The sequence below is a fragment of the Rhodococcus sp. YL-1 genome, assembly GCF_001942025.1.
In the GTDB taxonomy this organism is placed as follows: Bacteria; Actinomycetota; Actinomycetes; order Mycobacteriales; family Mycobacteriaceae; genus Rhodococcus_F; species Rhodococcus_F qingshengii.
In genome coordinates this window covers 3,623,135-3,646,272 of the sequence record NZ_CP017299.1, presented here as the reverse complement: position 1 = coordinate 3,646,272, position 23,138 = coordinate 3,623,135, and the positions used below count along the sequence as shown (strand labels likewise).

General features: G+C 63.9%; 21 protein-coding genes. 19 read left to right on the top strand and 2 right to left on the bottom strand.

Going from position 1 to position 23,138, the window contains the following annotated elements; all coding sequences use genetic code 11:
* Positions 1–48: 48 nt before the first annotated feature.
* Positions 49–1,647, bottom strand: a complete 1,599-nt coding sequence (locus BH682_RS16795) for a phytoene desaturase family protein (RefSeq protein ID WP_075833432.1) — start codon at positions 1,645–1,647, stop codon at positions 49–51.
* Positions 1,644–2,249, bottom strand: a complete 606-nt coding sequence (locus tag BH682_RS16790) for a GNAT family N-acetyltransferase (RefSeq protein WP_003941672.1) — start codon at positions 2,247–2,249, stop codon at positions 1,644–1,646. Before BH682_RS16790 ends, BH682_RS16795 begins: the two co-directional genes overlap by 4 nt.
* Positions 2,250–2,396: 147 nt before the next feature.
* Between BH682_RS16790 and BH682_RS16785 the strand changes: the two genes are divergently transcribed.
* The 19 genes from BH682_RS16785 to BH682_RS16695 all read left to right on the top strand — a co-directional run bounded on the left by BH682_RS16785 (position 2,397) and on the right by BH682_RS16695 (position 23,101).
* The gene (locus BH682_RS16785; protein ID WP_223304500.1) at positions 2,397–2,948 is read left to right on the top strand and encodes an SAV_6107 family HEPN domain-containing protein; all 552 of its coding nucleotides are present in this window, start codon (positions 2,397–2,399) and stop codon (positions 2,946–2,948) included.
* A 237-nt stretch (positions 2,949–3,185) separates the two neighbouring features.
* The gene (locus BH682_RS16780) at positions 3,186–3,632 is read left to right on the top strand and encodes a DUF3040 domain-containing protein (protein WP_003941660.1); all 447 of its coding nucleotides are present in this window, start codon (positions 3,186–3,188) and stop codon (positions 3,630–3,632) included.
* Positions 3,633–3,680: 48 nt separating this feature from the next.
* On the top strand, positions 3,681–4,007 hold the full coding sequence (locus tag BH682_RS36385; RefSeq protein ID WP_190287606.1) for a hypothetical protein: 327 nt from the start codon (positions 3,681–3,683) through the stop codon (positions 4,005–4,007).
* 220 nt (positions 4,008–4,227) lie between these two features.
* Positions 4,228–4,659, top strand: coding sequence for a division/cell wall cluster transcriptional repressor MraZ (gene mraZ, locus BH682_RS16770; RefSeq protein WP_003941779.1), 432 nt, complete (start codon positions 4,228–4,230; stop codon positions 4,657–4,659).
* A 190-nt stretch (positions 4,660–4,849) separates the two neighbouring features.
* Positions 4,850–5,863: a 16S rRNA (cytosine(1402)-N(4))-methyltransferase RsmH gene (gene rsmH / locus BH682_RS16765; RefSeq protein ID WP_007730079.1), complete on the top strand. Its 1,014-nt coding sequence runs from the start codon at positions 4,850–4,852 to the stop codon at positions 5,861–5,863.
* Entirely contained in the window at positions 5,860–6,504 is a 645-nt protein-coding gene (locus BH682_RS16760; RefSeq protein WP_003941715.1) for a hypothetical protein, read from the top strand. The genes rsmH and BH682_RS16760 overlap by 4 nt, the downstream gene beginning before the upstream one ends.
* Positions 6,501–8,375, top strand: a complete 1,875-nt coding sequence (locus BH682_RS16755) for a peptidoglycan D,D-transpeptidase FtsI family protein (RefSeq protein WP_003941764.1) — start codon at positions 6,501–6,503, stop codon at positions 8,373–8,375. The genes BH682_RS16760 and BH682_RS16755 overlap by 4 nt, the downstream gene beginning before the upstream one ends.
* A gap of 183 nt (positions 8,376–8,558) precedes the next feature.
* On the top strand, positions 8,559–10,193 hold the full coding sequence (locus BH682_RS16750) for a UDP-N-acetylmuramoyl-L-alanyl-D-glutamate--2,6-diaminopimelate ligase (protein ID WP_003941795.1): 1,635 nt from the start codon (positions 8,559–8,561) through the stop codon (positions 10,191–10,193).
* Complete coding sequence (locus tag BH682_RS16745) at positions 10,190–11,749, top strand: UDP-N-acetylmuramoyl-tripeptide--D-alanyl-D-alanine ligase (protein WP_075833430.1); 1,560 nt, start codon at positions 10,190–10,192, stop codon at positions 11,747–11,749. Before BH682_RS16750 ends, BH682_RS16745 begins: the two co-directional genes overlap by 4 nt.
* On the top strand, positions 11,746–12,828 hold the full coding sequence (gene mraY, locus BH682_RS16740) for a phospho-N-acetylmuramoyl-pentapeptide-transferase (RefSeq protein WP_003941699.1): 1,083 nt from the start codon (positions 11,746–11,748) through the stop codon (positions 12,826–12,828). Before BH682_RS16745 ends, mraY begins: the two co-directional genes overlap by 4 nt.
* 5 nt (positions 12,829–12,833) lie before the next feature.
* Positions 12,834–14,357, top strand: a complete 1,524-nt coding sequence (gene murD, locus BH682_RS16735; protein ID WP_075833428.1) for a UDP-N-acetylmuramoyl-L-alanine--D-glutamate ligase — start codon at positions 12,834–12,836, stop codon at positions 14,355–14,357.
* Complete coding sequence (ftsW, locus tag BH682_RS16730; RefSeq protein WP_003941724.1) at positions 14,354–15,832, top strand: putative lipid II flippase FtsW; 1,479 nt, start codon at positions 14,354–14,356, stop codon at positions 15,830–15,832. The genes murD and ftsW overlap by 4 nt, the downstream gene beginning before the upstream one ends.
* The gene (gene murG, locus BH682_RS16725; protein WP_003941767.1) at positions 15,829–16,998 is read left to right on the top strand and encodes an undecaprenyldiphospho-muramoylpentapeptide beta-N-acetylglucosaminyltransferase; all 1,170 of its coding nucleotides are present in this window, start codon (positions 15,829–15,831) and stop codon (positions 16,996–16,998) included. Before ftsW ends, murG begins: the two co-directional genes overlap by 4 nt.
* Complete coding sequence (murC, locus tag BH682_RS16720) at positions 16,995–18,503, top strand: UDP-N-acetylmuramate--L-alanine ligase (protein WP_030537033.1); 1,509 nt, start codon at positions 16,995–16,997, stop codon at positions 18,501–18,503. The genes murG and murC overlap by 4 nt, the downstream gene beginning before the upstream one ends.
* Positions 18,504–18,667: 164 nt before the next feature.
* Positions 18,668–19,306 carry a cell division protein FtsQ/DivIB gene (locus BH682_RS16715; protein ID WP_063316280.1) on the top strand — a complete coding sequence of 213 codons (639 nt, stop codon included), beginning with the start codon at positions 18,668–18,670 and terminating at the stop codon, positions 19,304–19,306.
* A 239-nt stretch (positions 19,307–19,545) separates the two neighbouring features.
* The gene (gene ftsZ, locus BH682_RS16710; protein ID WP_003941788.1) at positions 19,546–20,733 is read left to right on the top strand and encodes a cell division protein FtsZ; all 1,188 of its coding nucleotides are present in this window, start codon (positions 19,546–19,548) and stop codon (positions 20,731–20,733) included.
* A gap of 108 nt (positions 20,734–20,841) precedes the next feature.
* Positions 20,842–21,609, top strand: coding sequence for a peptidoglycan editing factor PgeF (pgeF, locus tag BH682_RS16705; RefSeq protein ID WP_007733207.1), 768 nt, complete (start codon positions 20,842–20,844; stop codon positions 21,607–21,609).
* 6 nt (positions 21,610–21,615) lie between these two features.
* Positions 21,616–22,365 (top strand): YggS family pyridoxal phosphate-dependent enzyme, encoded by a 750-nt coding sequence (locus BH682_RS16700; protein WP_030537030.1) that lies wholly within the window; start codon positions 21,616–21,618, stop codon positions 22,363–22,365.
* Between the two features lie 85 nt (positions 22,366–22,450).
* Positions 22,451–23,101, top strand: coding sequence for a cell division protein SepF (locus BH682_RS16695; protein ID WP_003941752.1), 651 nt, complete (start codon positions 22,451–22,453; stop codon positions 23,099–23,101).
* The last annotated feature ends 37 nt before the right edge of the window (positions 23,102–23,138 follow it).

Sequence of the window (23,138 nt, the reverse complement as noted above, 5' to 3'; positions counted from 1 at the left end):
GTCATCGAGGCGGGGGCGTGTCGGCGGGTGAAGTTCGGCGGGTGACCTTCACGACCTGCTCGAACGACGCATCCAACGACGAGTCGCGCCCTGGCGGCTGTCCGACAGTGCGATTCGAGCCGCACTGCGACCGCTGGCTCCGGACACACCGCCACCGGGATGAGTCGATGCTCCGGTCAGATACAACCCGTCTGCTCCCGGAACGCGATGGCCGGACAGTTCCGGAAGCGGTCGCCACAACATCATCTGATCGAGTGACATCTCGACGTGCATGACATTTCCGCCGATCATCCCCAATTCCGACTCGATGTCCCGGGGAGTCTGAATGAATCGGTCGAGGACGGAATCGGCGAACCCGGGTGCGAAAGCCTCCATCTCGCCGACGATCCGGTCGGCCTCCGCCTCGGCGACCGATGCCCAATCGCGATGTCCGCTGAGGCGATACGGCTGCCACTGCGACCACAGTGTCACCTGATGCCGACCGGCCGGGGCGATCGTGGGATCGATTCCGCTGAAACTCATTCCGAGAACCGCAGGGCGAGGAGGAAGTTCCCCCGCCAGTGCTGCGCCGTGTGCAGTGCGCAAGTGTGCGCGATCGGAGACGAGTAATTGCAATCCCGAGGTACTTTCCCGTGTCGTGGCGTCGCCGCGGTACGACGGAAGCGCGGATGTCGCCAGCCGAAGTACCGCGCCGATGCCGGGGCCGACCCTGATTTTCCGCCGCCAGTGATCGAGCGTGGTTCGGTCGAAGCCCCCTCGGCCCAGGAGGTCGAGCGTGGTCAGGATGTGGCACCCGGCGATTACCTTGCGAGCGTGAACTTCTCGACCGCTCTCGGTTGTGGCGGTCCAGTGACTCGAGTTTCGGCGGATCGACGTCACGCCGTCACCGAGCGCGACCGTGGCGCCGTCGACAGCCATCCGGGAGGCCAACGCAGCACTCAGTGCGCCGCTTCCACCGACTGCTCGCCCTGGCGGCAAGATGTGCATGAGGGCCGCGAAGCCGACCATCGGAGCGGTTCCCGGTTCCGACATCGCAGGCCCGGACTGGGCGCCGAACCACGCAAGCGCTGCTTTGAGTGCCTCACTGTCGAAATACTCGTCGAGCAGTGCGTCGCCAGGCGCGAGGAACTGCCGAGACAGTTCGCTGTTGCCGCGTGCGGTGGCGAGACCTCCGAACGCACCGATCAGGTTCGATCCGGTGGGCGGTGCGGAAAACGCTTTCATGACATGTCGACTGCGCTCCGACCAGACCGCGACGAATCGCCGGTAGGAGTCGGCGTCCTTTGTCCCGCATGCTCGTTCGATGGACCAGCAGGTTGCGTCGAGGTCGCGGTGAAACACGATGCCCGGCCCGTCGGTGCCCGGGGCGGGCGGCGCGAACGCCCACGGGTCACAGTCGATGTAGCGCAGTCCGTGCGCGCCGAGTCCGAGCTCCTCGATGATGCCGCTGTGTCGGATCATGAGGTGTGCCGACGACCCCCGGTCCACCTTGTATCCGGGAAATCGCTCGACGGTCGAGACTGCGCCGCCGAGAACCGTGTCCTTCTCCAGAACCTCGACCGACCAACCCTCGCGTGCGAGGTAGGCGGCCGATACGAGCGCGTTGTGTCCGGAGCCGACGACGACGGCGTCGAGAAGCGCGCTCACAGTGGGAGTCCACGGCCGAGGACTGCGAACGGCCGGTTGTCGCCGGCAAAACGAAATCTGCGGAGCACGTCACGAAAGCCGAGGCGACGGTACAGCCGCCAGGCTCGGTTGTCCTCGTCGTACACCTCGGGTGTCGACAACAGAACACTGCGTTCGGGTCGATCGACGAGGAGGTGACGCAAGAGCGATTCGCCCAACCGGTGACCTTGTCCGTTCGGATGCACGTGGAGTTCGGTGAGTTCGAAGTAGTCGCTCAGAATCGCGTCGATCTCGCTCTGGGGACGACCCGAGCGCCGAAGCCCGTGCAGTACCTGTTGATGCCACCACTGGTCCGGGCTCCCGCGATACCCGTAAGCGATCCCCACCAGCGGCAGATTTTCGTGTGACGGTTGCTGAGGAACCGCCAAAGCGCCGACTGCCTTCCATCCAGGCCGGTTCGCGTGCTCCTGCCACATCGGTGCGCGATGGAACTCGGTTCCTCGCGGATAGTCCATCGCGGTGACGTACACGGCCAGTGCCTCGTGGAGTCGACTCGCGAATTCTGCGCGATCGAGGTCGACCGTATGTGGTGTCCAGGCGATCTGCGGGTCGACCGGTCTCACCTCTTCTCTTGACGGCGTGTCGGTGGGTGCAGTTATATTGAATAGGTCGAACAGATGTTCGATGTGGGTGATCCGGAGATGCCCGAAGGGAAGCGGGCATCTCCGGCCCACCTGGTCTTGGATCCTCACGGTGCAGGAGGTGCCCCGATGTCCGAGCGTGTGAAGCCTGAACGTGTGAAGTGCCAACGAACTCTTCCTGCCGAGTTGTCGAGTCCGTCGGATGCCGCAATTTCTCGATTGCCGATGTCGGCGAGGCGGTCCTTCGGCGCGAGGGACGCCAGCGACCGCACTGCTCGAGTGGGAAAGTCCGGTGTGGCGTGGGGGCTGCTCCGGAAGGCGGATGCGCTTCTCGAGGAAGCGATTGGGGCGGGCGATCCTGCCGACCGGTTCCGGTGTGCCTACCTGGCGGCCCTACGTGGTGCCGGGGCAGTGTTGGCCGCAGCTCCTGCCGGTGCCGGCTCGAAGCGCAAGCGAAGCGGAAACGCGTGGGTTCTGATGGACGCCGCAGCGCCCGCGTTCGGAGCGTGGTCGAAGTTCTTCGCAGGGTGGTCCTCTACGCGTGCGGCCGTGGAAACCGGCGTGTCGATCGTGATCACGGACTCCGATTCCGACGCATTCTTCGCCGAGGTCGGCCGTTTTCTCACGGCGGTCGAAGATTTCATCGGTCAGGACGCGTCCGAGCATTTGCGAGCGTCGTGAACAAATGGTCCGTGTCGGCAGTTGTTTCCGGGGAATTTCCTGGTCCGCACAGGCAAATGGAGCCGAATCGGGGCCCTTCGGCACGAATACGTACGCTTGTGGCGGAACTCGTACCCGGAGTTGGTGGTCCGAGACCTAAACTGCTCGTATTATGAAAACAGGTAATCGTCCAACTTGATTACCCGCCGCCTCACACCGTGGGGTGGTTGCCAAACTTCCAGTGCCGGGGGAGGTACCGTGCCACTCTCCGAGCACGAGCAGCGCATGCTCGATCAGATCGAGAGCGCTCTCTATGCCGAAGACCCCAAGTTCGCCTCCAATGTGAGGGGCGGCCGTATGCGGGCGCCGTCGAGTAGACGGCGGTTCCAAGCAGCGGCTCTATTCGTGCTGGGTCTGGTCCTGCTGATCGCGGGGGTTGCACTCCCGCTCAAGCCGGGCGGTTTTCCGATCATCAGCCTGTTCGGTTTCTTGTTCATGTTCGGCGCAGGGGTGTTGTTCCTCTGGGGTGGTGGACGTAAGTCTGCGCCGGCCGCCGACTCCGCTTCCGAAGGTGGCAATCATCCCTCCGGTCCGCCGGGTAGGGGTAGTGCCGGCGGATCCGGGCGGGGACGCGGCCGGAAGTCCGGCGGTGGATTCTCGTCGCGGATGGAAGATCGATTCAAACGCAGGTTCGAGCAGGACTAGCTCTCCCGCCCTTCTTCGGGCGTACTTCGAGAGTGATGCAGTTCGGACGTGACGCCCTCTTCAGGGCACGGACGACCACACGTGTGGCGGTCGGCAACCAAGGTTGCCGACCGCCACACGCCGTTGCTGTGGGTGTTGTACGTGTGCGCCGGCAATCCATCGAGTGAATCAGTGACGTGCGAGCGAATCACTCGCCACTCCCTGCTGCCTCAGGGCATGCCCGCGGGCTTCCTCCACTTCGCTCCACTCGGCCCTCCACTTTCCTCCACCCTGGTCGAACTGCAACGCACGACCAGACCTCGTCCCGCTCACGTCTATTCGAAAACCGCGCTTGTACTGCGATTTTGTGTGGGGGAGCAACAGATCGTGGCGTAAAGGGTCGATCTGACGGCGGTGTGGGCCGGGACACGGTTACAAATTTCCCCCACGTCTCCCCACCTGCGCTGACCTGCTATTTATCAGCAAATGATGCTGAATAGGGACCATGTGCTCCTTGTTTGTGGGGGAAAGTGGGGTACTGTGGGTTCGGGCGGAGAGCTGAAGCACGATCCGCTCGATAGGGAGGGTTTCAGCGCAAGCTCGCAGGAGGTGTCGAGTGTTCCTCGGTACCTTCACGCCGAAGCTCGACGACAAAGGTCGGCTCACGTTGCCGGCAAAGTTCCGAGACGAACTGGCAGGAGGATTGATGATCACCAAGAGTCAGGATCACAGCCTCGCCATCTACCCCCGGGACGAGTTCGTCAAGCTTGCTCGAAAGGCAGCGGCAGCTCCACGCAATGATCCGGCAGCTCGGGCGTATGTCCGTGCTCTGGCCGCCGGCACAGATGAACAGCACGCCGATGCCCAGGGGCGAATCACCCTCTCGGCTGATCATCGGCGTTACGCAAACCTGTCCAAGGAATGCGTAGTGACCGGCTCCGTCGATTACCTCGAGATCTGGGATCTAGCAGCCTGGGAGAGGTATCTCGGAGACAACGAAGAGGACTATTCGCAGGCAACAGGCGAATCTCTCAGCGAGATCGTCTAGGCGAAGAGCCCCCGGCGAATGCCGCGAGGCCTCTGCCCGGAAAGACCCTGACGCACTTCCCCAGCGCCAGGTTCTCCTTCGGGCAGGGACCTCGAAGCATTCGCCTTCTCGAACAGTCATCGCCTTCTCGGAAAGTCAGCACCTTTTCGAAAAGTCATCGGAAATCATGAAAGTAGGAGCCGGAGCAATCATGGTGGATCACGAGGTGAACGAACCCTCGGATGCCGATGGCTTCGCGCACGTCCCTGTACTTCTGCACCGCGCCGACGATCTTCTCGGCCCTGCCATCACCGCCGTCGGTGACGGTGGAGCGGGCGCATACATGATCGATGCGACGTTGGGGCTCGGTGGCCACTCCGAATTCTTCCTGGGCAAGTACCCGGGCCTTCACCTCATCGGTCTCGATCGCGACACCAACGCACTCCGGATCGCTTCCGAGCGTCTGGCGCCATTCGCGGACCGAACGACGTTCGTGCACACCACGTACGACGGGATCGAGGACGCGCTCGAACAGGCAGGTCTGCCGTCGACGGAGTCGGTTCACGCGATCCTTTTCGATCTGGGTGTGTCGTCGATGCAGTTGGACGAAGCCGACCGAGGTTTTGCGTACTCGATCGACGCTCCTCTCGACATGCGGATGGATCAGACGGTCGGGCTGACCGCGGCAGAGGTCCTGAACACCTACAGTCACGGCGACCTTGCTCGCATTCTGAGCACGTACGGCGAAGAACGGTTCGCGGGAAAGATTGCGTCCGAGATCCTTCGGCAGCGTGAGCGTGAACCCTTCACCACCAGTGCAGCTCTGGTCGAATTGCTGTACCGAACAATCCCGGCAGCCACGCGGCGTACGGGGGGACACCCGGCCAAGCGCACCTTCCAAGCGCTGCGGATCGAAGTCAATGCCGAGTTGGATTCGCTTCGTGCAGCCGTTCCTGCCGGGCTCGACGCACTGGCAGTCGGTGGGCGAGTGGTGTTCATGTCCTACCAGTCGCTCGAGGATCGAGTTGTGAAGGCGGAGTTGGTTCCCCGCTCGAAGTCCACCAGTCCTGAAGGACTACCGGTCGAGTTGCCGGGTATGGGACCGGAGTTCCGCATTCTCACCCGTGGCGCAGAACGTGCGTCAGAGCAGGAAATCGAAGAGAACCCACGATCAGCTCCGGTGCGTTTGCGTGCCGCAGAACGCATTTCCAGGAGGCGGGCATGAGTCGTCAGGGCAAATCCGGTGCAGCGCAACGTGCATACGACAAGCGCACCGCACGGGCGGCAGGCCGGACCGGAACTGTCGCTGCTGCCGGCCCGTCTATCTCTCCTCGGGCGATGCTCAAGGGGAGAGTGCCGTTCGTCGCCTCCGTCATCGGACTTCTGTCCATCGGTCTCGCGGTGACTCTGCTGCTGACCACTCGCGCTGCCGAGGATTCGTACCAACTCAGTGATGCACGTGCATACAACCAGTCTTTGGTCGAGCAGAAAGCAGCGCTCGAACGTGACTTCCAGTCGCGTAACTCGGCTCCGGAGTTGGCAAATCAGGCAAGCGCTCTCGGCATGGTCCCCGCCAAGGACCCTGCACGACTGGTAGTTCATCCGGACGGTTCGGTCGAGGTCGTCGGAACGCCGACTCCCGCGACTGCCGGAGCTATGCCTCCGCTCGATGCGCCCACATCGGTGCCCGCACCGACTGCGACACCCCCGCGCACCACAACGCCGGTTGCTCCCGGAGCCACGCCGAGCGTTCCGAATAACACGCGAAACCTCGCGCAGAGTGAACAATTGGTTCCTGTGATCCCCACGACGACAGCACCCGCCACCACGACGGCGGTGCCTGCTCCGCCTGAGGAACGTCGGTGAGTCAGAACTCCCGTAACAACCCCGGTCGGCGTCCGCGCCGCTCGGCCACCGCCTCATTTCCGTTTCGTCAGCGAGTCGGTCGTATCACCATGTGTGGTGCGCTCGCCGTTGCGGCATTGCAGCTCTTGTGGATTCAGGGAATCGACGCGCCGAGTCTGGCTGCGGAATCTGCCAATCAACGAACCACGACCCAGGTCGATCCGGCTGTACGTGGCTCGATAACCGATCGCAACGGAAACCCCCTCGCCTTCACCATGGAAGCCAAGGCGCTGACTTTCCAGCCGGTGCGGGTACGCAAGGAACTCGAGGAAGCGCGCGCCAAGAGCATCGAGCAGGGCGCCGAGGGTGACAAGCAGGCGCCGGAAGTGAGCGATCGCCTCGCCGAGATCGCCGCCGGAATCCACGCCAAGCTCGGCGATACCGTTCCGGAAAAAGATCTGCTTCAGAAGATGAACAGCAACGAGACTTTCACGTACCTCGCGCGCAGCGTGGATCCGGCGGTTGCTGCCGAGATCTCGGACAAGTTCCGGGAGGTCGGCCTCGAGCGTCAGGACATCCGCGAGTACCCCGGTGGCTCTCTGGCCGCGAATCTCGTCGGCGCGACCGGCTGGGACGGGCACGGTTTGCTCGGTCTCGAAGATTCGATGGACTCCACGCTCGCCGGAACCGATGGATCCGAAACGTATGACCGCGGTTCCGACGGCGCTGTGATCCCCGGTAGCTGGCGCGACAAGCAACCGGCAGTCAACGGTTCGGGTGTCGAGCTGACCATCGATTCGGACCTCCAGTTCTACGTTCAGCAGCAGGTCCAGATCGCCAAGGACAAGTCGGGCGCAAAGAACGCTTCGGTTGTGGTCATGGACTCCAAGACGGGACAGGTGTTGGCCATGTCCAACGACAGCACCTTCAACCCCGCAATCGGCATCGACAAGAACGCGCCGACAGCCGAAATGGGCAATCCGTCGGTCAGTACGCCGTTCGAGCCCGGATCGGTGAACAAGATCGTCACCGCAGCAGCGGCCATCGAGGACGGTAAGACAACTCCGGACGAAGTTCTGCAGGTCCCGGGCAGCATCACGATGTCCGGTGCCACAGTCAAGGACGCGTGGGATCACGGTGTGGCCCCGTACACCTCTACCGGTGTGTTCGGAAAGTCCTCGAACGTCGGCACCTTGATGCTCGCTCAGCGAGTGGGCGAGGATCGCTACGCAGACATGCTGAACAGGTTCGGCCTCGGACAACGCACCGACGTCGGACTTCCCGGCGAGAGCGCGGGCAGCGTTCCGAGTCGCGACCAGTGGTCGGGCGGAACCTTCGCGAACCTGCCGATCGGGCAGGGTCTCTCGATGACAACCCTGCAGATGACCGGGATGTACCAGGCCATTGCCAACGACGGCGTGCGAATTCCTCCGCGGATCGTGAAGTCGACTGTCGATTCTTCCGGCACGCGGACCGAGACGCCGCAGCCCGAGGGCGTCGAGGTGGTCAGCGCCCAGACAGCGGCGACCGTTCGAGACATGTTCCGGTCGGTCACTCAGGAAGACACCGGCAACCAACGAGGAACCGGTGTTGCCGCGGGTGTGGAGGGATACCAGGTCAGTGGAAAGACCGGGACCGCGCAGCAGGTGGATCCCGCGTGCAAGTGCTACTCCAACTCCAACTACTGGATCACCTTCGCGGGAATCGCGCCTGCGGACAATCCTCGATTCGTGATCGGAATCATGCTCGACGCACCGGTTCGCGGCGTGGACGGCGGCGGCGGTCAGTCGGCGGCACCGTTGTTCCACAACATCGCGTCGTGGATGCTCCAGCGTGACAGTGTCCCGATGTCGCCGGACCCCGGTCGCAAGTTGGTGTTGCAGGCGGACTGATTGCGGTGTGTCGGTTTCGACACGGTCTTCGGGTGAATCCCGGACACGGTAATCTCAAACGTCGCAGTAACCTCATTCATCGCAGTGCGCCGAACTTTGCTTGCGTTGCGACCGCCATAGACAACGACCGCCATAGACAACGACCGCGATAGAACAACGACAATTGCCAGGAGTCGAGTGACAGTGCCGAATCGTTTGCAATCGTCGAACTCGGACGGCGCTCCCGGGACGCGTCCGACACAACCGGTTGCTACCGCGATCACGGCGCTCTCCGAACTGTCCGGGGCTCGCCTCGAATGGGTGGGGCTACCAGGATCACAGTCCTCGGAGGTCGTCGTCAAGGGCGTCGACCTGCGTGCGCAGGGAATCGTGACCGATGACCTCTTCGCCGCTCTGCCCGGTGCACGGACCCATGGCGCTCAGTTCGCCGTCGACGCTCTGGGGCGCGGTGCGACCGCGATCTTGACCGACGAGGCCGGCCTCGAACTGATCGAGGCCGCGGACAAGGCGCCTGACCGGTCCGTCCCAGTTCTCGTTCATCCGAACCCGCGGGATGTGCTCGGTGAGATCTCCGCGGAAATCTACGGCCGGCCCTCGGAGAAGATGCAGGTCGTCGGCATTACCGGTACATCGGGCAAGACCACGACGTCGTACTTGCTCGAAGCTGCGATTGCCGGAGCCGGCCGCAAGCCCGGCCTGGTCGGGACCATCGAGACTCGAATCGACGGCCGCCGGGTGCCCAGCGCTCTGACCACGCCGGAAGCTCCGCAACTGCATGCTCTGTTCGCCGTGATGGCAGAGCAGGGGATCGATACCGTCGTCATGGAGGTCTCCAGTCACGCTCTCGCTCTCGGACGCGTCGACGGCATCCGCTTCGACATCGGCGCGTTCACCAATCTTTCGCAGGACCACCTGGATTTCCATCGGGACTTCGAGGAGTACTTCCAGGCCAAGGCTCGGTTGTTCGATCCTGAGTCGACGGTGCGAGCCGAGCATGCCGTCGTCTGCGTCGACGACGTGTGGGGTCGACGGATGGCCGAGTTGGCCGCGACCGACGAGAGCGACGCGGTGACCACGGTCTCGACCTCGACGGCCGAGGCCGAGTGGACGGTCGGCGCAGTCGAGGTTGCCGAGGACGGCTCGCAGACCTTCGAGTTGGTCGGGCCGGACGGACAGTCGTGGCCAGTCTCACTTCGTCTCCCCGGGCGATACAACGTGGCCAACGCTGCGCTGGCGTTGACCGTCAGTTTTGCTGCGGGCCTCGACCCGGACGCGGCTGTTCGAGCGCTCGGGACCGTGGACGTCCCGGGGCGAGTTCAGCGGATCGACCGGGGGCAGAGCTTTCTCGCCGTGGTCGACTACGCGCACAAACCGGCAGCGCTCGAAGCTGTGATCGCCACGCTGCGCAACCAGGTTCCCGGTCGCGTTGCCGTGGTGGTCGGCGCAGGCGGGGATCGCGACGCCGGCAAACGGGCACTGATGGGTGAAGCGGGTGCGCGTGGCGCAGACCTGCTGATCGTCACCGACGACAACCCACGCACCGAGGATCCGGCGAAGATTCGCGCTTCGGTGATGCAAGGCGCCATGGACGTGCCCGAATCCGAACGCGGCGAGGTTCGCGAAGTGGGGGACCGGGCCGCCGCGATCGAGCAAGCAGTCCGGTGGGCACAGCCAGGAGATGTCGTCCTGGTGGCAGGCAAAGGCCACGAAGTAGGTCAAGAAATCGACGGGGTCAAACACCCGTTCGACGACCGCGAGGTGTTGGGCGAAATGATCGGCCGATTCGCGATCAACACAGCACATGGAGGCAAGCAATGATCCCGATGACGCTCTCTCGGATCGCCGAGATCGTCGGAGGAACCCTGCACGACGTCGACGATTCGTCGACGCAGGTGACTGGAACCGTCGAATTCGATTCGCGCAAAGTAGCTCCAGGTGGGCTCTTCCTCGCCCTACCCGGAGCGCGTGTCGACGGTCATGATCACGCGGAAGCGGCGGTGGCAGCGGGCGCTGTGGCGGTGCTCGCGGCGCGGCCGGTCGGAGTTCCGGCAATCGTCGTTCCATCGGTGCCGAACGACGGTCCCAGTGCAGTGATGCTGCTCGAACACGACACCGACGGGTCCGGAGCCGCGGTCCTGCATGCCCTCGGCCTTCTGGCCCGAGCAGTCGTCGACGAACTGGCAACTGATGGCACACCGGCCGATGGTGGACTGACGCTGGTCGGTGTCACTGGTTCTGCCGGCAAGACCTCGACCAAGGATCTGATAGCAGCGCTGCTGCGCGAGTGCGGCGAGGTGGTTGCGCCCCCCGGGTCGTTCAACAACGAATTGGGTCTGCCGTGGACAGTGCTCCGCGCCGACGAGAAGACCCGCTTCCTCGTTCTCGAGATGTCGGCCCGTGGGGTCGGTCATGTCGGCGAACTGACGAAGATCGCGCCGCCGAAGATCGGCGTAGTTCTCAATGTGGGCACTGCCCATCTCGGTGAATTCGGTTCGCGTGAAGCGATCGCGGTCGCCAAAGGTGAACTGGTGGAAGCACTCCCGTCGGCAGCCGACGGTGGAGTTGCGGTCCTCAACGCCGACGACCGCATGGTCGCCGCAATGGCGAGTCGAACCAAGGCCCGGATCGTATTCGTCGGCCAGTCGGAAGACTGCGACGTTCGGGCGACCGACGTGGTTGTCGACGACCAGGCCAGGGCTTCCTTCACACTGAACTGTTCACAGGGTTCTGCACGTATTCGCCTGGCCGTTCACGGCGAACACCACGTGAGCAACGCCCTGGCCGCGGCGGCCGTCGCACTCGAGAACGGCCTCGCGGTTACAGACATCGCACGTGTCCTCGAGGGCACGAAGGCAGCGTCCGCGAGGCGGATGGAAGTCACCGAGCGCGCCGACGGCGTCACCGTCGTCAACGACAGTTACAACGCCAATCCCGATTCCATGCGCGCTGCGCTCAAAGCGTTGGTGTCCATGGCGCGATCGGATCGGCACTTCGGTCGCCGTAGCTGGGCTGTGCTCGGAGAGATGGGTGAGCTCGGACCGGAATCAGTTGTCGAGCACGACGCGATCGGTCGCCTGGCCGTCAGACTCGATGTCAGCAAGTTGATCGTCGTCGGGACGGGCCGCACCTCGCGTGCGATGCATCAAGGAGCAGTGATGGAGGGGTCGTGGGGTGACGAGTCCGTCGTCGTGCCCGACGCAGCTGCGGCAATCGCCATTCTCGAAGCGGAACTCGAACCGGGCGATCTCGTCCTGGTGAAGGCGTCCAAGTCGGTGGAACTGTGGACGGTCGCCGAAGCGATACTGGCCGCAACGCCCAGTGACAACACCGGTGACGCGAACACCGATGGCGAGAACGGCGGGGATTCGCAGTGATCCAGATTCTTCTCGCCGCAGGCATCGCGCTGGCGGTCTCCATCATGCTCACGCCGATCCTGATCAAGGCGTTCTCGAAACAAGGTTTCGGGCAGGAGATCCGAACCGAAGGTCCAGCCAGTCACCAGGCCAAGCGCGGCACTCCCACGATGGGCGGCGTCGCGATCCTGACCGGAATCTGGGCCGGCTATCTCGGCTCACACCTCATCGGTCTCGGCATGGACAACGCGGAGGGACCGTCGGCGTCCGGCCTACTCGTTCTCGGTCTGACCACCGCGCTCGGTGGAGTCGGTTTCCTCGACGACTTCATCAAGATCCGCAAGCAGCGCAATCTGGGACTGAACAAGACAGCGAAGCTGGTCGGCCAGTTCGTCGCTGCCATTGCCTTCGGAATTTTGGCCCTTCAGTTCCGCGGTGACGACGGGCTGACTCCGGGCAGTGTTCATCTGTCGTACGTCCGCGACATCGCCACCGTCTCACTCGGGTCCGTGGTCTTCATCGCCTTCTGCTACCTACTGGTCAGCGCCTGGTCCAATGCCGTCAACCTGACCGACGGCCTCGACGGATTGGCCGCCGGTGCGATGAGTTTCGTTCTCGGCGCCTACGTCATCATCACGTTCTGGCAGTTCCGCTACTCGTGCGAGACGAATCCCGGTAAGGGTTGCTACGACGTCCGAGACCCGCTCGATCTCGCGGTGCTCTGCGCGGCCGGCGCCGGCGCGTGCATCGGTTTCCTCTGGTGGAATGCCGCACCCGCCAAGATCTTCATGGGCGACACTGGTTCACTTGCCCTCGGCGGCATGCTCGCCGGATTGTCGATCACCACCAGCACGGAACTGTTGATGGTGGTCATCGGTGCACTGTTCGTCGCGGAGGCCGCGTCGGTGGTGATCCAGGTAGCGGTGTTCCGGTCCAGCCGACGGCGGGTCTTCCGAATGGCGCCGTTCCATCACCACTTCGAACTCGCCGGGTGGGCTGAAACCACGGTCATCATCAGATTCTGGTTGCTGGCGGCTATTGCGTCGGCTATCGGATTGGCACTCTTCTACAGCGAATACCTCGCAGCGCTCGGAGGCTGAAAACCATGACCAGCTCAGCGGATTCCGAGAACGACCTGTCCTGGCTCCGCGGTACGCGAGTGCTGGTCGCCGGTGGGCGGGTGTCCGGTCAAGCGACCATCGAACCTCTCGTCGCCCTCGGTGCTGTCGTGACGGTTGCCGATTCGACCTTGGACTTCGCGGAGCGCTGCGCGGAGCTCGGCGCGGACATGGTGACCACCACCTCGATCGAGGATGCTCCGGATTCGATCACCGAGTACGGGCTCGTCGTCACCAGTCCGGGCTTTCGGCCGGATGCACCGATCCTTGCAGCCGCCGCCGGTCACGGGATTCCCATCTGGGGAGACGTCGAGTTCTCCTGGCGCGTCGACCACAGCGGGCACTTCGGCACACCCCGTAAATGGCTCGTCGTGACGGGGACGAACGGAAAGACCACGACGACGTCGATGCTGGCCTCGATTCTCGACGCCGCTGGAGTTGTCGGCCGAGCCTGCGGAAACATCGGGCTGCCGATACTCGACGCACTCGCCGAGACGTCGCCGCGCGTGGAGTACCTCGCTGTCGAACTGTCGTCCTTCCAATTGCACTGGGCGCCTTCGGTGCGTCCGGATGCCGGCGTGGTCCTCAACGTCGCCGAGGATCACCTCGACTGGCACGGCGGAATGAGCGCGTACGCCGAGGCCAAGTCGCGGGCGCTGAGCGGAAAGGTCGCGGTGGTCGGCCTCGATGACGCGATCGCTTCCGAGCTGGGAACTCGCGCAACTGCAGACATTGTCACCGGGTTCAGATTGGGTGAACCGGGCGAAGGGGAACTGGGTGTCGAAGCGGGACACCTCGTGGACAACGCATTCGGCGATCACGTCCGCTTGGCCGAAGCAGCGTCGATAGATCCCGCCGGCCCGGCAGGCGTCATGGACGCGCTGGCCGCCGCCGCCTTGGCGCGGGCACTCGGATTCGAGGCAGACGTCGTCGAACGCGGTCTGGCCGCACACAAGGTCGGCCCACACCGAGGGGCGCTGGTCGGCCGTGTCGGGTCCGTTGTGTACATCGACGACTCCAAGGCCACCAATCCGCACGCAGCCAGACCGTCGATACTCGCGCACGATCGCGTCGTCTGGGTTGCAGGCGGTCTGCTCAAGGGAGCCAGCGTCGACCAATTGGTGAGCGAAGTCGGCCCTCGACTCTCCGGCGCTGTCCTTCTCGGGCGTGACGCTGGTGTGATCGAGGACGCGCTCGCGCGACACGCACCCGATGTTCCCGTGGTGCACGTGATGTCGGGGGACGATGCAGTGGTGAGCGAAAACAGCAGCAACTCGACTCTCACCATCCGGCTGCCGTCGGGTGCCGACGCGGATGCCGTCATGGCCGCAGTGGTAATCGAAGCTGCCGAGTTGGCGTCCCCCGGTGATGCAGTTGTACTCGCCCCGGCCGCCGCGTCCTTGGACATGTTCGCCAGCTACGGACATCGTGGTGACAGCTTCGCCGCCGCCGTAGCCGCATTACCCGATCCGTTCACGGATTCGCCTGGCCAAGCCGGGAACTTGCTATGACCAAGGGTCCCAAGACCCGAATCGGTGCCTGGTTGGCGCGGCCGTTGGCGTCGTTCCACCTGGTGGTGACGATTGCCACGATGTTGACTGTCTTGGGGCTCGTGATGGTTCTGTCGGCGTCGAGCGTCGAGCAGTACGTGTCCGGTGGCTCGGCGTATTCGTTGTTCACCCAGCAGTTGATCTTCGCGATTCTCGGAGCTGTGCTCTTCTACGTCGCGCTGCGGATCCCGGCGAGAGTGCTCCGGCAGTATTCGTTTCCGCTGTTCGTCGTCGTGCTGATCATGCTGGTACTCGTCCTGATTCCGGGAATCGGCACAGAAGCGCAGGGCGCGCGTCGCTGGTTCAACGTCGGCGGGTTCTCGGTGCAGCCCTCGGAAATCATGAAGGTCGCGTTGGCGATCTGGGGCGCCCATCTGTTGGCTTCGCGGCGGCCGGACGACCGATCCGTGAAGTCGATCCTGATTCCGCTCGTGCCCGCAGCAATGCTGGTCTTCGCCTTGGTCGTCGCGCAGCCGAACCTCAGTACGACCATCGCATTGGGAATCATCGTCGGGGCCCTGCTGTGGTTCGGTGGGCTGCCACTGAAGCTCTTCGGCTCGATCGCGGTGACGGGCGTCGTCGTGGCGGGCGTGCTGGCGATGACGGCCGGTTATCGTTCCGATCGAGTTCAAGCCTTCTTCAACAAGAGCGACGACCTGCAGGGCAACAACTATCAGGCCAAGCAGGCTTTGTATTCGCTCGCCGACGGGGGCGTTTTCGGACGCGGACTCGGTCAGAGCGTCGCCAAGTGGAACTACCTACCCAACGCGCACAACGACTTCATCTTCGCGATCATCGGCGAAGAGTTGGGATTTGTCGGCTGCGCAGTGGTGATCGGTTTGTTCGCTGTATTCGTCTACACGGGATTGCGGATCGCAGCCCGCAGCATCGATCCGTTCTGGCGGCTCCTGTCGGCCACTGCAACTACCTGGATCGTCGGCCAGGCAATGATCAACATCGGTTACGTCATCGGACTGCTGCCGGTGACCGGACTCCAGTTGCCCCTGGTCTCCGCCGGCGGTTCGTCCTTGGCGATCACATTGTTCATGTTCGGTGTCATCGCCAATGCAGCGCGCCACGAGCCCGAAGCAGTTGCCGCTCTGAACTCCGGGCAGGACGGCAAGATCTCGAAGTTGCTCAGACTGCCGAAGCCCGTGCTGTACCACCCGCCGTCAGGGGGCCGGCCGATCCGTCGACCGAAGCCCGCACGGCAGATCGAACCGGCACGCGGACGCGACGGCCGGCGCGCGATCGAGACGGGCGATCGACGCAAGCGGGCAGATCAAGGTGCTCGCCCTTCCTCGGATTCCAACCGAGGTGCGGCCGCTGGGTCACGGAAGCGCACCGCGGGAGGGCAGAATGGTCAGCGTCGGCAGGCGCCGACACGTAGGGCACAAGATCCACGAGAAGTTCGAGAGCGAGGAATTCGTAGGTGAGCGGCAACAAATCGGCTCTGTCGGTAGTGGTGGCAGGGGGAGGCACGGCTGGTCACATCGAACCCGCACTTGCTGTCGCGGACGCGGTCAAGGCCGCTGCGCCCGACACCAGAATCACTGCGCTCGGGACGGCGCGTGGTCTCGAAACCACCTTGGTGCCGGCTCGCGGGTACACGCTCGAGCTCATTCCCCCGGTTCCGCTTCCTCGTAAGCCCACGATGGATCTCGTCAAACTGCCGACACGCATCCTCGCCTCGGTGCGCAAGACCCGTGAGGTACTCGATTCCGTCGACGCCGACGTGATCGTCGGTTTCGGTGGTTACGTCGCGCTTCCGGCGTATCTTGCCGCACGTGGCGGTGTTCTTCGGCGCCGCCGCAAGATTCCGATCGTCATCCACGAGGCGAACGCCAGTGCCGGCATCGCGAACAAGATCGGTGCTCGCCTGGCGACGCGGGTGCTTGCTGCTGTTCCGGGTTCCGGAGTGAAGAACCGCGGCGATCAGGACGCCGAGATCGTCGGCATCCCGGTTCGCGCGTCGATCGCCAATTTCGATCGAGCTGGACTCCGCTCGCAAGCTCGCGAGTACTTCGGACTACCTCAGGACGGTCCCGTTCTGCTCGTCTTCGGCGGATCGCAAGGCGCGAAGTCGCTCAACGACGCGGTGTCCGGAGCAGCGGAAGAACTGGCGAAGGCCGGGATCTCGGTCCTTCACGCACACGGACCCAAGAACTCCCTCGAAGTCACGCAGTACTCGGAGACGGCACCGTATGTGGCTGTTCCTTATCTTTCGCGGATGGATCTCGCGTATGCCGCAGCCGACGCGACTATCTGTCGTTCGGGCGCGATGACGGTCGCCGAGGTCTCGGCGGTCGGGCTTCCGGCCGTCTACGTTCCGTTGCCGCACGGCAATGGTGAGCAGGAACTCAACGCGAAACCCGTTGTCGCAGCGGGCGGTGCGATCATCGTCTCCGACAACGAGCTCACGCCGACGTTCGTCGCCGGTACCGTCGTCCCGATGCTGAGCGACAGCGCGCGCCTCGACAAGATGAGCAGTGGCGCTGCCAACGTCGGGCACCGCACCGCGGCAACCGAGATCGCACGGATCGTGCTCGACATCGCGGCAAAGGAAAACGCCGTCCAGGAAAACGCAAGGGGAAACCGATGACCGCGCTGCCCGCCCACCTCGAGCGAGTACACATGGTCGGAATCGGCGGTGCCGGTATGTCCGGCATCGCTCGAATTCTGCTTTCCCGCGGGGGCCTCGTCTCGGGTTCGGACGCCAAGGAGAGCCGAGGAGTCCTGGCGCTCCGTGCACGCGGGGCGCAGGTCCGCATCGGCCACGACGCCGATGCTCTCGACCTGCTGCCGGGTGGTCCGACCGTCGTCGTCACGACGCACGCGGCTATCCCGAAGGACAACCCGGAACTCGTCGAGGCCGCTCGCCGCGGAATCCCGGTGATTCTTCGTCCGGCTGTCCTTGCATCACTGATGCAGGGCAATCGCACGTTCCTGGTTTCGGGTACACACGGCAAGACGTCGACAACGTCGATGCTCGTGGTCGCCCTGCAGCACTGTGGTTTCGACCCTTCGTTTGCCGTTGGCGGCGAACTCAACGAAGCGGGAACGAATGCCCATCACGGCAGCGGTGACGTCTTTGTCGCGGAGGCGGACGAGAGTGACGGGTCGCTGTTGCAGTACGACCCCAACGTGATCGTCGTGACCAACATCGAGGCCGATCACCTCGACTATTTCGGGAGTGTCGAAGCGTATGTGAAGGTGTTCGACGATTTTGTCGACAAGTTGCGTCCGGGTGGGCTCTTGATTGCTTGCCTCGACGACCCGGGATCGGCGGATCTCGCGAAGCGAATCGTGGCCTCGGGCCGTTCGGACATCCGGGTACTCGGTTACGGATCGGCAGACGCGCAGGAAGTGGAGGCGGGCACCGCCTTCGAGCCTGTCGACGGTGTCGAGGTCGGAGTCCGACTACTGGGCTTCCATGCGCACGATGTCGGGGGAGTCCTGCAGTTCCACCTGGCGGGCGAGAGCGCCGCGCGAACCGTGCGGATGGCAGTGCCGGGTCGTCACATGGCGCTCAACGCACTTGCGGCTCTACTGGCTGCCCGTGACGCCGGCGCCGAGACGGAGGAGATCGTCGAGGGGCTCGCCGGATTCGGTGGCGTACACCGCCGGTTCCAGTTCACCGGCCGCGAGCGTGGTGTCCGGGTGTTCGACGACTACGCCCACCATCCGACCGAAGTTCGTGCGGTTCTCGGCGCGGCGGCGGATCTGGTTCGACCGGAGGACGATTCGTCGTCGACCAATTCGGCAGCCGGACGCGTGATCGTGGTCTTCCAACCTCATCTCTATTCACGCACCGCCGCGTTTGCCGAGGAGTTCGCGCAGGCGCTGGACTTGGCCGACGAGGTTGTCGTTCTCGATGTCTACGGCGCTCGCGAAGAGCCGATGCCGGGCGTCAGTGGTGCGCTGGTCGCTCAGTCGGTCACGAAACCTGTTCACTATCAACCGGATCTGTCACAGGCGCCGAAGCAGGTGGCGGCGTTGGCTCACCCCGGCGACATCGTCATCACGATGGGTGCCGGTGACGTGACCATGCTCGGCAAACAGATCCTCGATGCTTTGCGTTCGGCGCCGCATCCCGCGCCGCGATGACACCCGACGCACGAAGTCGGCGCGGGCGTCGAGATCCTCGAGCCAGACAAGCCACCAGTACGCGTCGGCGCAGTACTCGCACCGAATCGCGATACTCGACGCGGTCGACGGAGCCGGCTCCCGAACCCACACCGACTCGTAAGTGGTTCAAGCGACCGCTGATCGTGGCACCGCTGGCAATCGTGCTGGTGGTGGGAATTGCGTTGACGGCTTGGTTGTCTCCGGTGCTCTCGGTCCGGGGCACCGAAATTCTCGGTGCGACGACCGTCAGTGAGGAACAGATCCTTTCGCTCCTGGCCGTACCGACCGGTCAGCCGTTGATGCGGGTAGACACCGGCGCCGCCGCCGCACGTGTGGCGACGATTCCGAAGGTGGCCTCGGCTCGTGTGCAGCGGATGTATCCGTCGACTATCCGCGTCACCGTCACCGAACGGGTACCGGTCGTTTTCGTCGACTCACCTGAGGGTGCACACCTGCTGGACGAGAAGGGCGTCGACTTCGAGATGGGCGTCCCGCCGCCCGGGGTTCCGCGTCTGGTGACACCGACGCCCGGGTGGAACGACGAGCCCACGCTTGCCGCGCTCGAGGTGTTGTCGGTGTTGCCGCCGGATCTGAGATTTCAGGTGGGAGAGGTTGCCGCTCGGTCGATTTCGAGTGTCACGCTGACTCTGCTCGACGGTCGCGTCGTAAACTGGGGCGGTGTCGAGCACTCGGATCGTAAGGCTGCTGTGACGCTTCCGCTGTTGACCCAACCGGGGCAGACGTACGACGTGTCCAGTCCTGATCTGCCGACGGTGCGATAGCGCCCGGTGCAGCCGTGCGTCAGTGCGCAGCAAATACTTCGGTGTGTCTCGGCGCGCCTAATGGCGGAACGCGACGACGGTGCATAGCGTTTCGTTTCAGATCGAATACTTGACATAACTCTAACCCTGTGGTTGAGGTTTAGGGTTGTTCTCGAAGAGCATGAAGCTACAAAAACAGCAGTAACAAAGACAGCAGCACTGACAAGCAGCGTGAAACACGACACGGAAGGCGAGAGCCGATGACGCCCCCGCACAACTACCTCGCCGTAATCAAGGTCGTCGGCATCGGCGGCGGCGGCGTGAACGCAGTCAACCGCATGATCGAACAGGGACTCAAGGGAGTCGAGTTCATCGCGGTCAACACGGACGCGCAAGCCCTTCTGATGAGTGACGCCGACGTCAAGCTCGACGTCGGTCGTGAATTGACCCGTGGCCTCGGCGCCGGTGCCGACCCGGAAGTGGGTCGCAAGGCAGCCGAAGATCACAAGGACGAGATCGAAGAGGTCATCAAGGGCGCCGACATGGTGTTCGTGACCGCAGGCGAGGGCGGTGGCACCGGAACCGGTGGTGCCCCTGTCGTGGCAAGCATCGCCCGGAAGCTGGGCGCACTCACCGTCGGTGTCGTGACGCGGCCGTTCTCCTTCGAGGGCAAGCGTCGTGGGGGACAGGCGGATACCGGAATCCAGGCGCTCCGCGAGTCCTGCGACACGCTGATCGTCATTCCCAACGATCGCCTGCTCCAGCTCGGTGACGCGGCCGTCAGCCTGATGGACGCGTTCCGCAGCGCGGACGAGGTTCTCCTCAACGGCGTCCAGGGCATCACCGACCTCATCACCACTCCGGGTCTGATCAACGTCGACTTCGCGGACGTCAAGGGTGTCATGTCCGGTGCCGGTAGTGCGTTGATGGGAATCGGTTCCTCGCGGGGTGAGGGACGCGCGATCAAGGCGGCGGAATCCGCGATCAATTCCCCGCTCCTCGAAGCTTCGATGGAAGGCGCCCGCGGCGTGCTCCTGTCGATCGCCGGCGGTAGCGATCTGGGTCTGTTCGAGATCAACGAGGCGGCTTCGCTGGTGCAGGAAGCTGCCCACATCGACGCCAACATCATCTTCGGAACGGTCATCGACGATTCACTCGGTGACGAGGTTCGTGTGACGGTCATCGCTGCGGGATTCGACGGAGGAGCTCCGGCTCGTCGTCCCGTGGAGTCGACCGCGCAGGGACGTGGAGCTATCGGCGCCGGGCGCGCGGGTGAGGTCGGCCGGTCGCCGGTGGCCGCCGAACCTGCTGGCGAGCAGCCGATTTCCGCAGCGCGCGAGACCACCGGTTCGGGCAGCTTGCCTCCGATCGGTGGCCCCCGCCATGCGCCGGTCCAGGAAGACGAGGGCGACGACGACGTCGACGTGCCGGTCTTCATGCGTCGCTGACGTAGGGCTACAAACAGTTTCGAGAACAGGGTGCCCGGAATTTCTGGGTACCCTGTTCTTGACTGGATGTCCGGTCACGTCTGAGCCGGACGACAACTTTCGACGTTTGTGAGCACACTTATCTTGAGTACCGAGAAGTCGACCACCCGCACCCGCATTCGCCGCGTCGTGACCAGCCGAGCCGGTGGTGTTTCCGCGTCACCGTACGAGTCGTTCAATCTGGGCGATCACGTCGGAGACGATCCGGCAGCCGTCGATGCGAATCGCCGACGTCTGGCACGCGAAATAGGCGTCGAGCCTGACCATCTCGTGTGGATGGAACAAATCCATTCGCGCAACGTCACTGTCGTGACGGAACCGACCGACGAAGTGATTCCGGTGACGGATGCTCTGGTCACCACTGTTCCCGGCCTGGCGCTCGCCACCCTCAGTGCAGATTGTGTTCCCGTTCTGCTCTCCGACGAGGAGGCCGGTGTGATCGCGGCCGTTCATGCCGGACGGATCGGTGCCCGCATCGGTATCGTCCCGCGCGTCCTCGCGGAGATGGTGCGTCAGGGCGCGGACGTTTCGCGTATCGGCGCCTTCCTCGGTCCGGCTGCGAGCGGACGCCAGTACGAGGTTCCCGCTGCGATGCGCGCGGACGTGGAAAAGCACTTGCCGGGCAGTGCAACTCGCACCGAGAAGGGCACGCCGGGGCTCGATCTGCGTGCGGGACTGCGTAAGCAGTTGCTCGCCGCGGGTGTGTCCGGTGTCGCCGAGGACCCGCGGTGCACGATCGAGGATCGCGCGTTGTTCAGTCATCGCCGAGAATCTCTGACCGGGCGTCAAGCTGCAGTGATCTGGATGGAAGCGCCCGCAGCGCAGGAAACCGTCTAGGCAGAAATGCGCGAGACGGAAATGCGGCTGACAGAAATATCGACGGCACTCGACTCGGTGAGGGCGCGATTGGCGGCCGCCTGCCTTGCCGCCGGTCGCGAGGTTTCCGACGTAGCACTGCTGCCGGTGACCAAATTCTTTCCGGCGTCCGACGCTCGAATTCTGTACGAACTGGGTTGCCGTGAATTCGGTGAGTCTCGTGAGCAGGAAGCAGTGGAGAAGGTCGCGGACTTCGACGGCGCTGCACAGACGGGCGCGATCGATGATCCGGTTCGCTGGCACATGATCGGACAGTTGCAGCGCAACAAAGCTCGGTCGGTAGCGAAGTGGGCCTATGCAATTCACTCGGTGGACAGTGCGCGACTGGCCGATGCACTCGATCGGGCTGCGCTGAGTGCTTTGTCGGACGGTGAGCGCACGGAGCCGCTCCGGGCGCTCATCCAGGTAAGTCTCGACGGAGACCCCGCGCGTGGCGGAGTTCCGACGGGCGAGCTAACGCCTCTCGCCGAGCGGATCGAATCAGCCGAAGGTCTCGAATTCGCGGGACTGATGGCAGTCCCGCCGCTTGGATCAGATCCGGACGAGCAGTTCGAAATCCTCCGCAGGGCACATCTTTTGATCCTCGAATCGCATCCCCGGGCAACCGAACTCTCGGCCGGTATGACCGGCGATCTGGAGGCTGCAGTGCGCCACGGATCAACCTGCGTGCGTGTCGGAACCGCACTGCTCGGCTCACGACCAGTAATCTCGAGGTGATCGCTCAGGTGATCGCCCAACCCGTCCACACCGCTGCGACCGGTCGCAGTCGGATTGATTCCGCCGCGCCAAGGAAGGTCGATCAATGAGCAACCTGCATAAGTTCAAGGCTTACTTCGGCATGGTTCCCCTCGATGACTACGAGGACGAATACGTGGAGGAGCCCGATCAGGCTCGCCGCGCACCCCGTCGTAGTCACGACGGCTATGCCGAGCGCGACGACCGCGAGTTCGTCGAACCTGCCTTCTCGAAGGCGAGCTATGCGCCCAGTCGTCGTGACGAAGAGGACGCGGAGTTCGATCGCTACGACTCCCGGCCCCGCGTCGACACCGTTCCCAGCCGCAGCAGCCGCCCGGCGATGGCGCCGCGCCCGGCAAGCCGTGGCAACCTCGCGGTCGACGCGCGCGCAGAGCGACCCGAAGCGCGACGTGCGCCGGTTGTCGACGACGGCGGCCCGCTCGCCAAGATCACGACACTGCGTCCGCAGAGCTACGCAGAGGCCCGCACCATCGGTGAGCGGTTCCGGGACGGCACTCCCGTCATCATGGATCTGGTCGACATGAGCAACGCCGACGCGAAGCGTCTGGTCGATTTCGCGGCCGGCCTGGCATTCGCATTGCGTGGTTCTTTCGACAAGGTAGCCACCAAAGTGTTTCTTCTCTCACCGGCCGACATCGACGTTTCCGCCGAGGAGCGCCGTCGGATCGCCGAGACGGGTTTCTACAGCCAGAAATGATGGTCTCGACCGCAGTCCGGCCCCTGAGCAGGGGTGA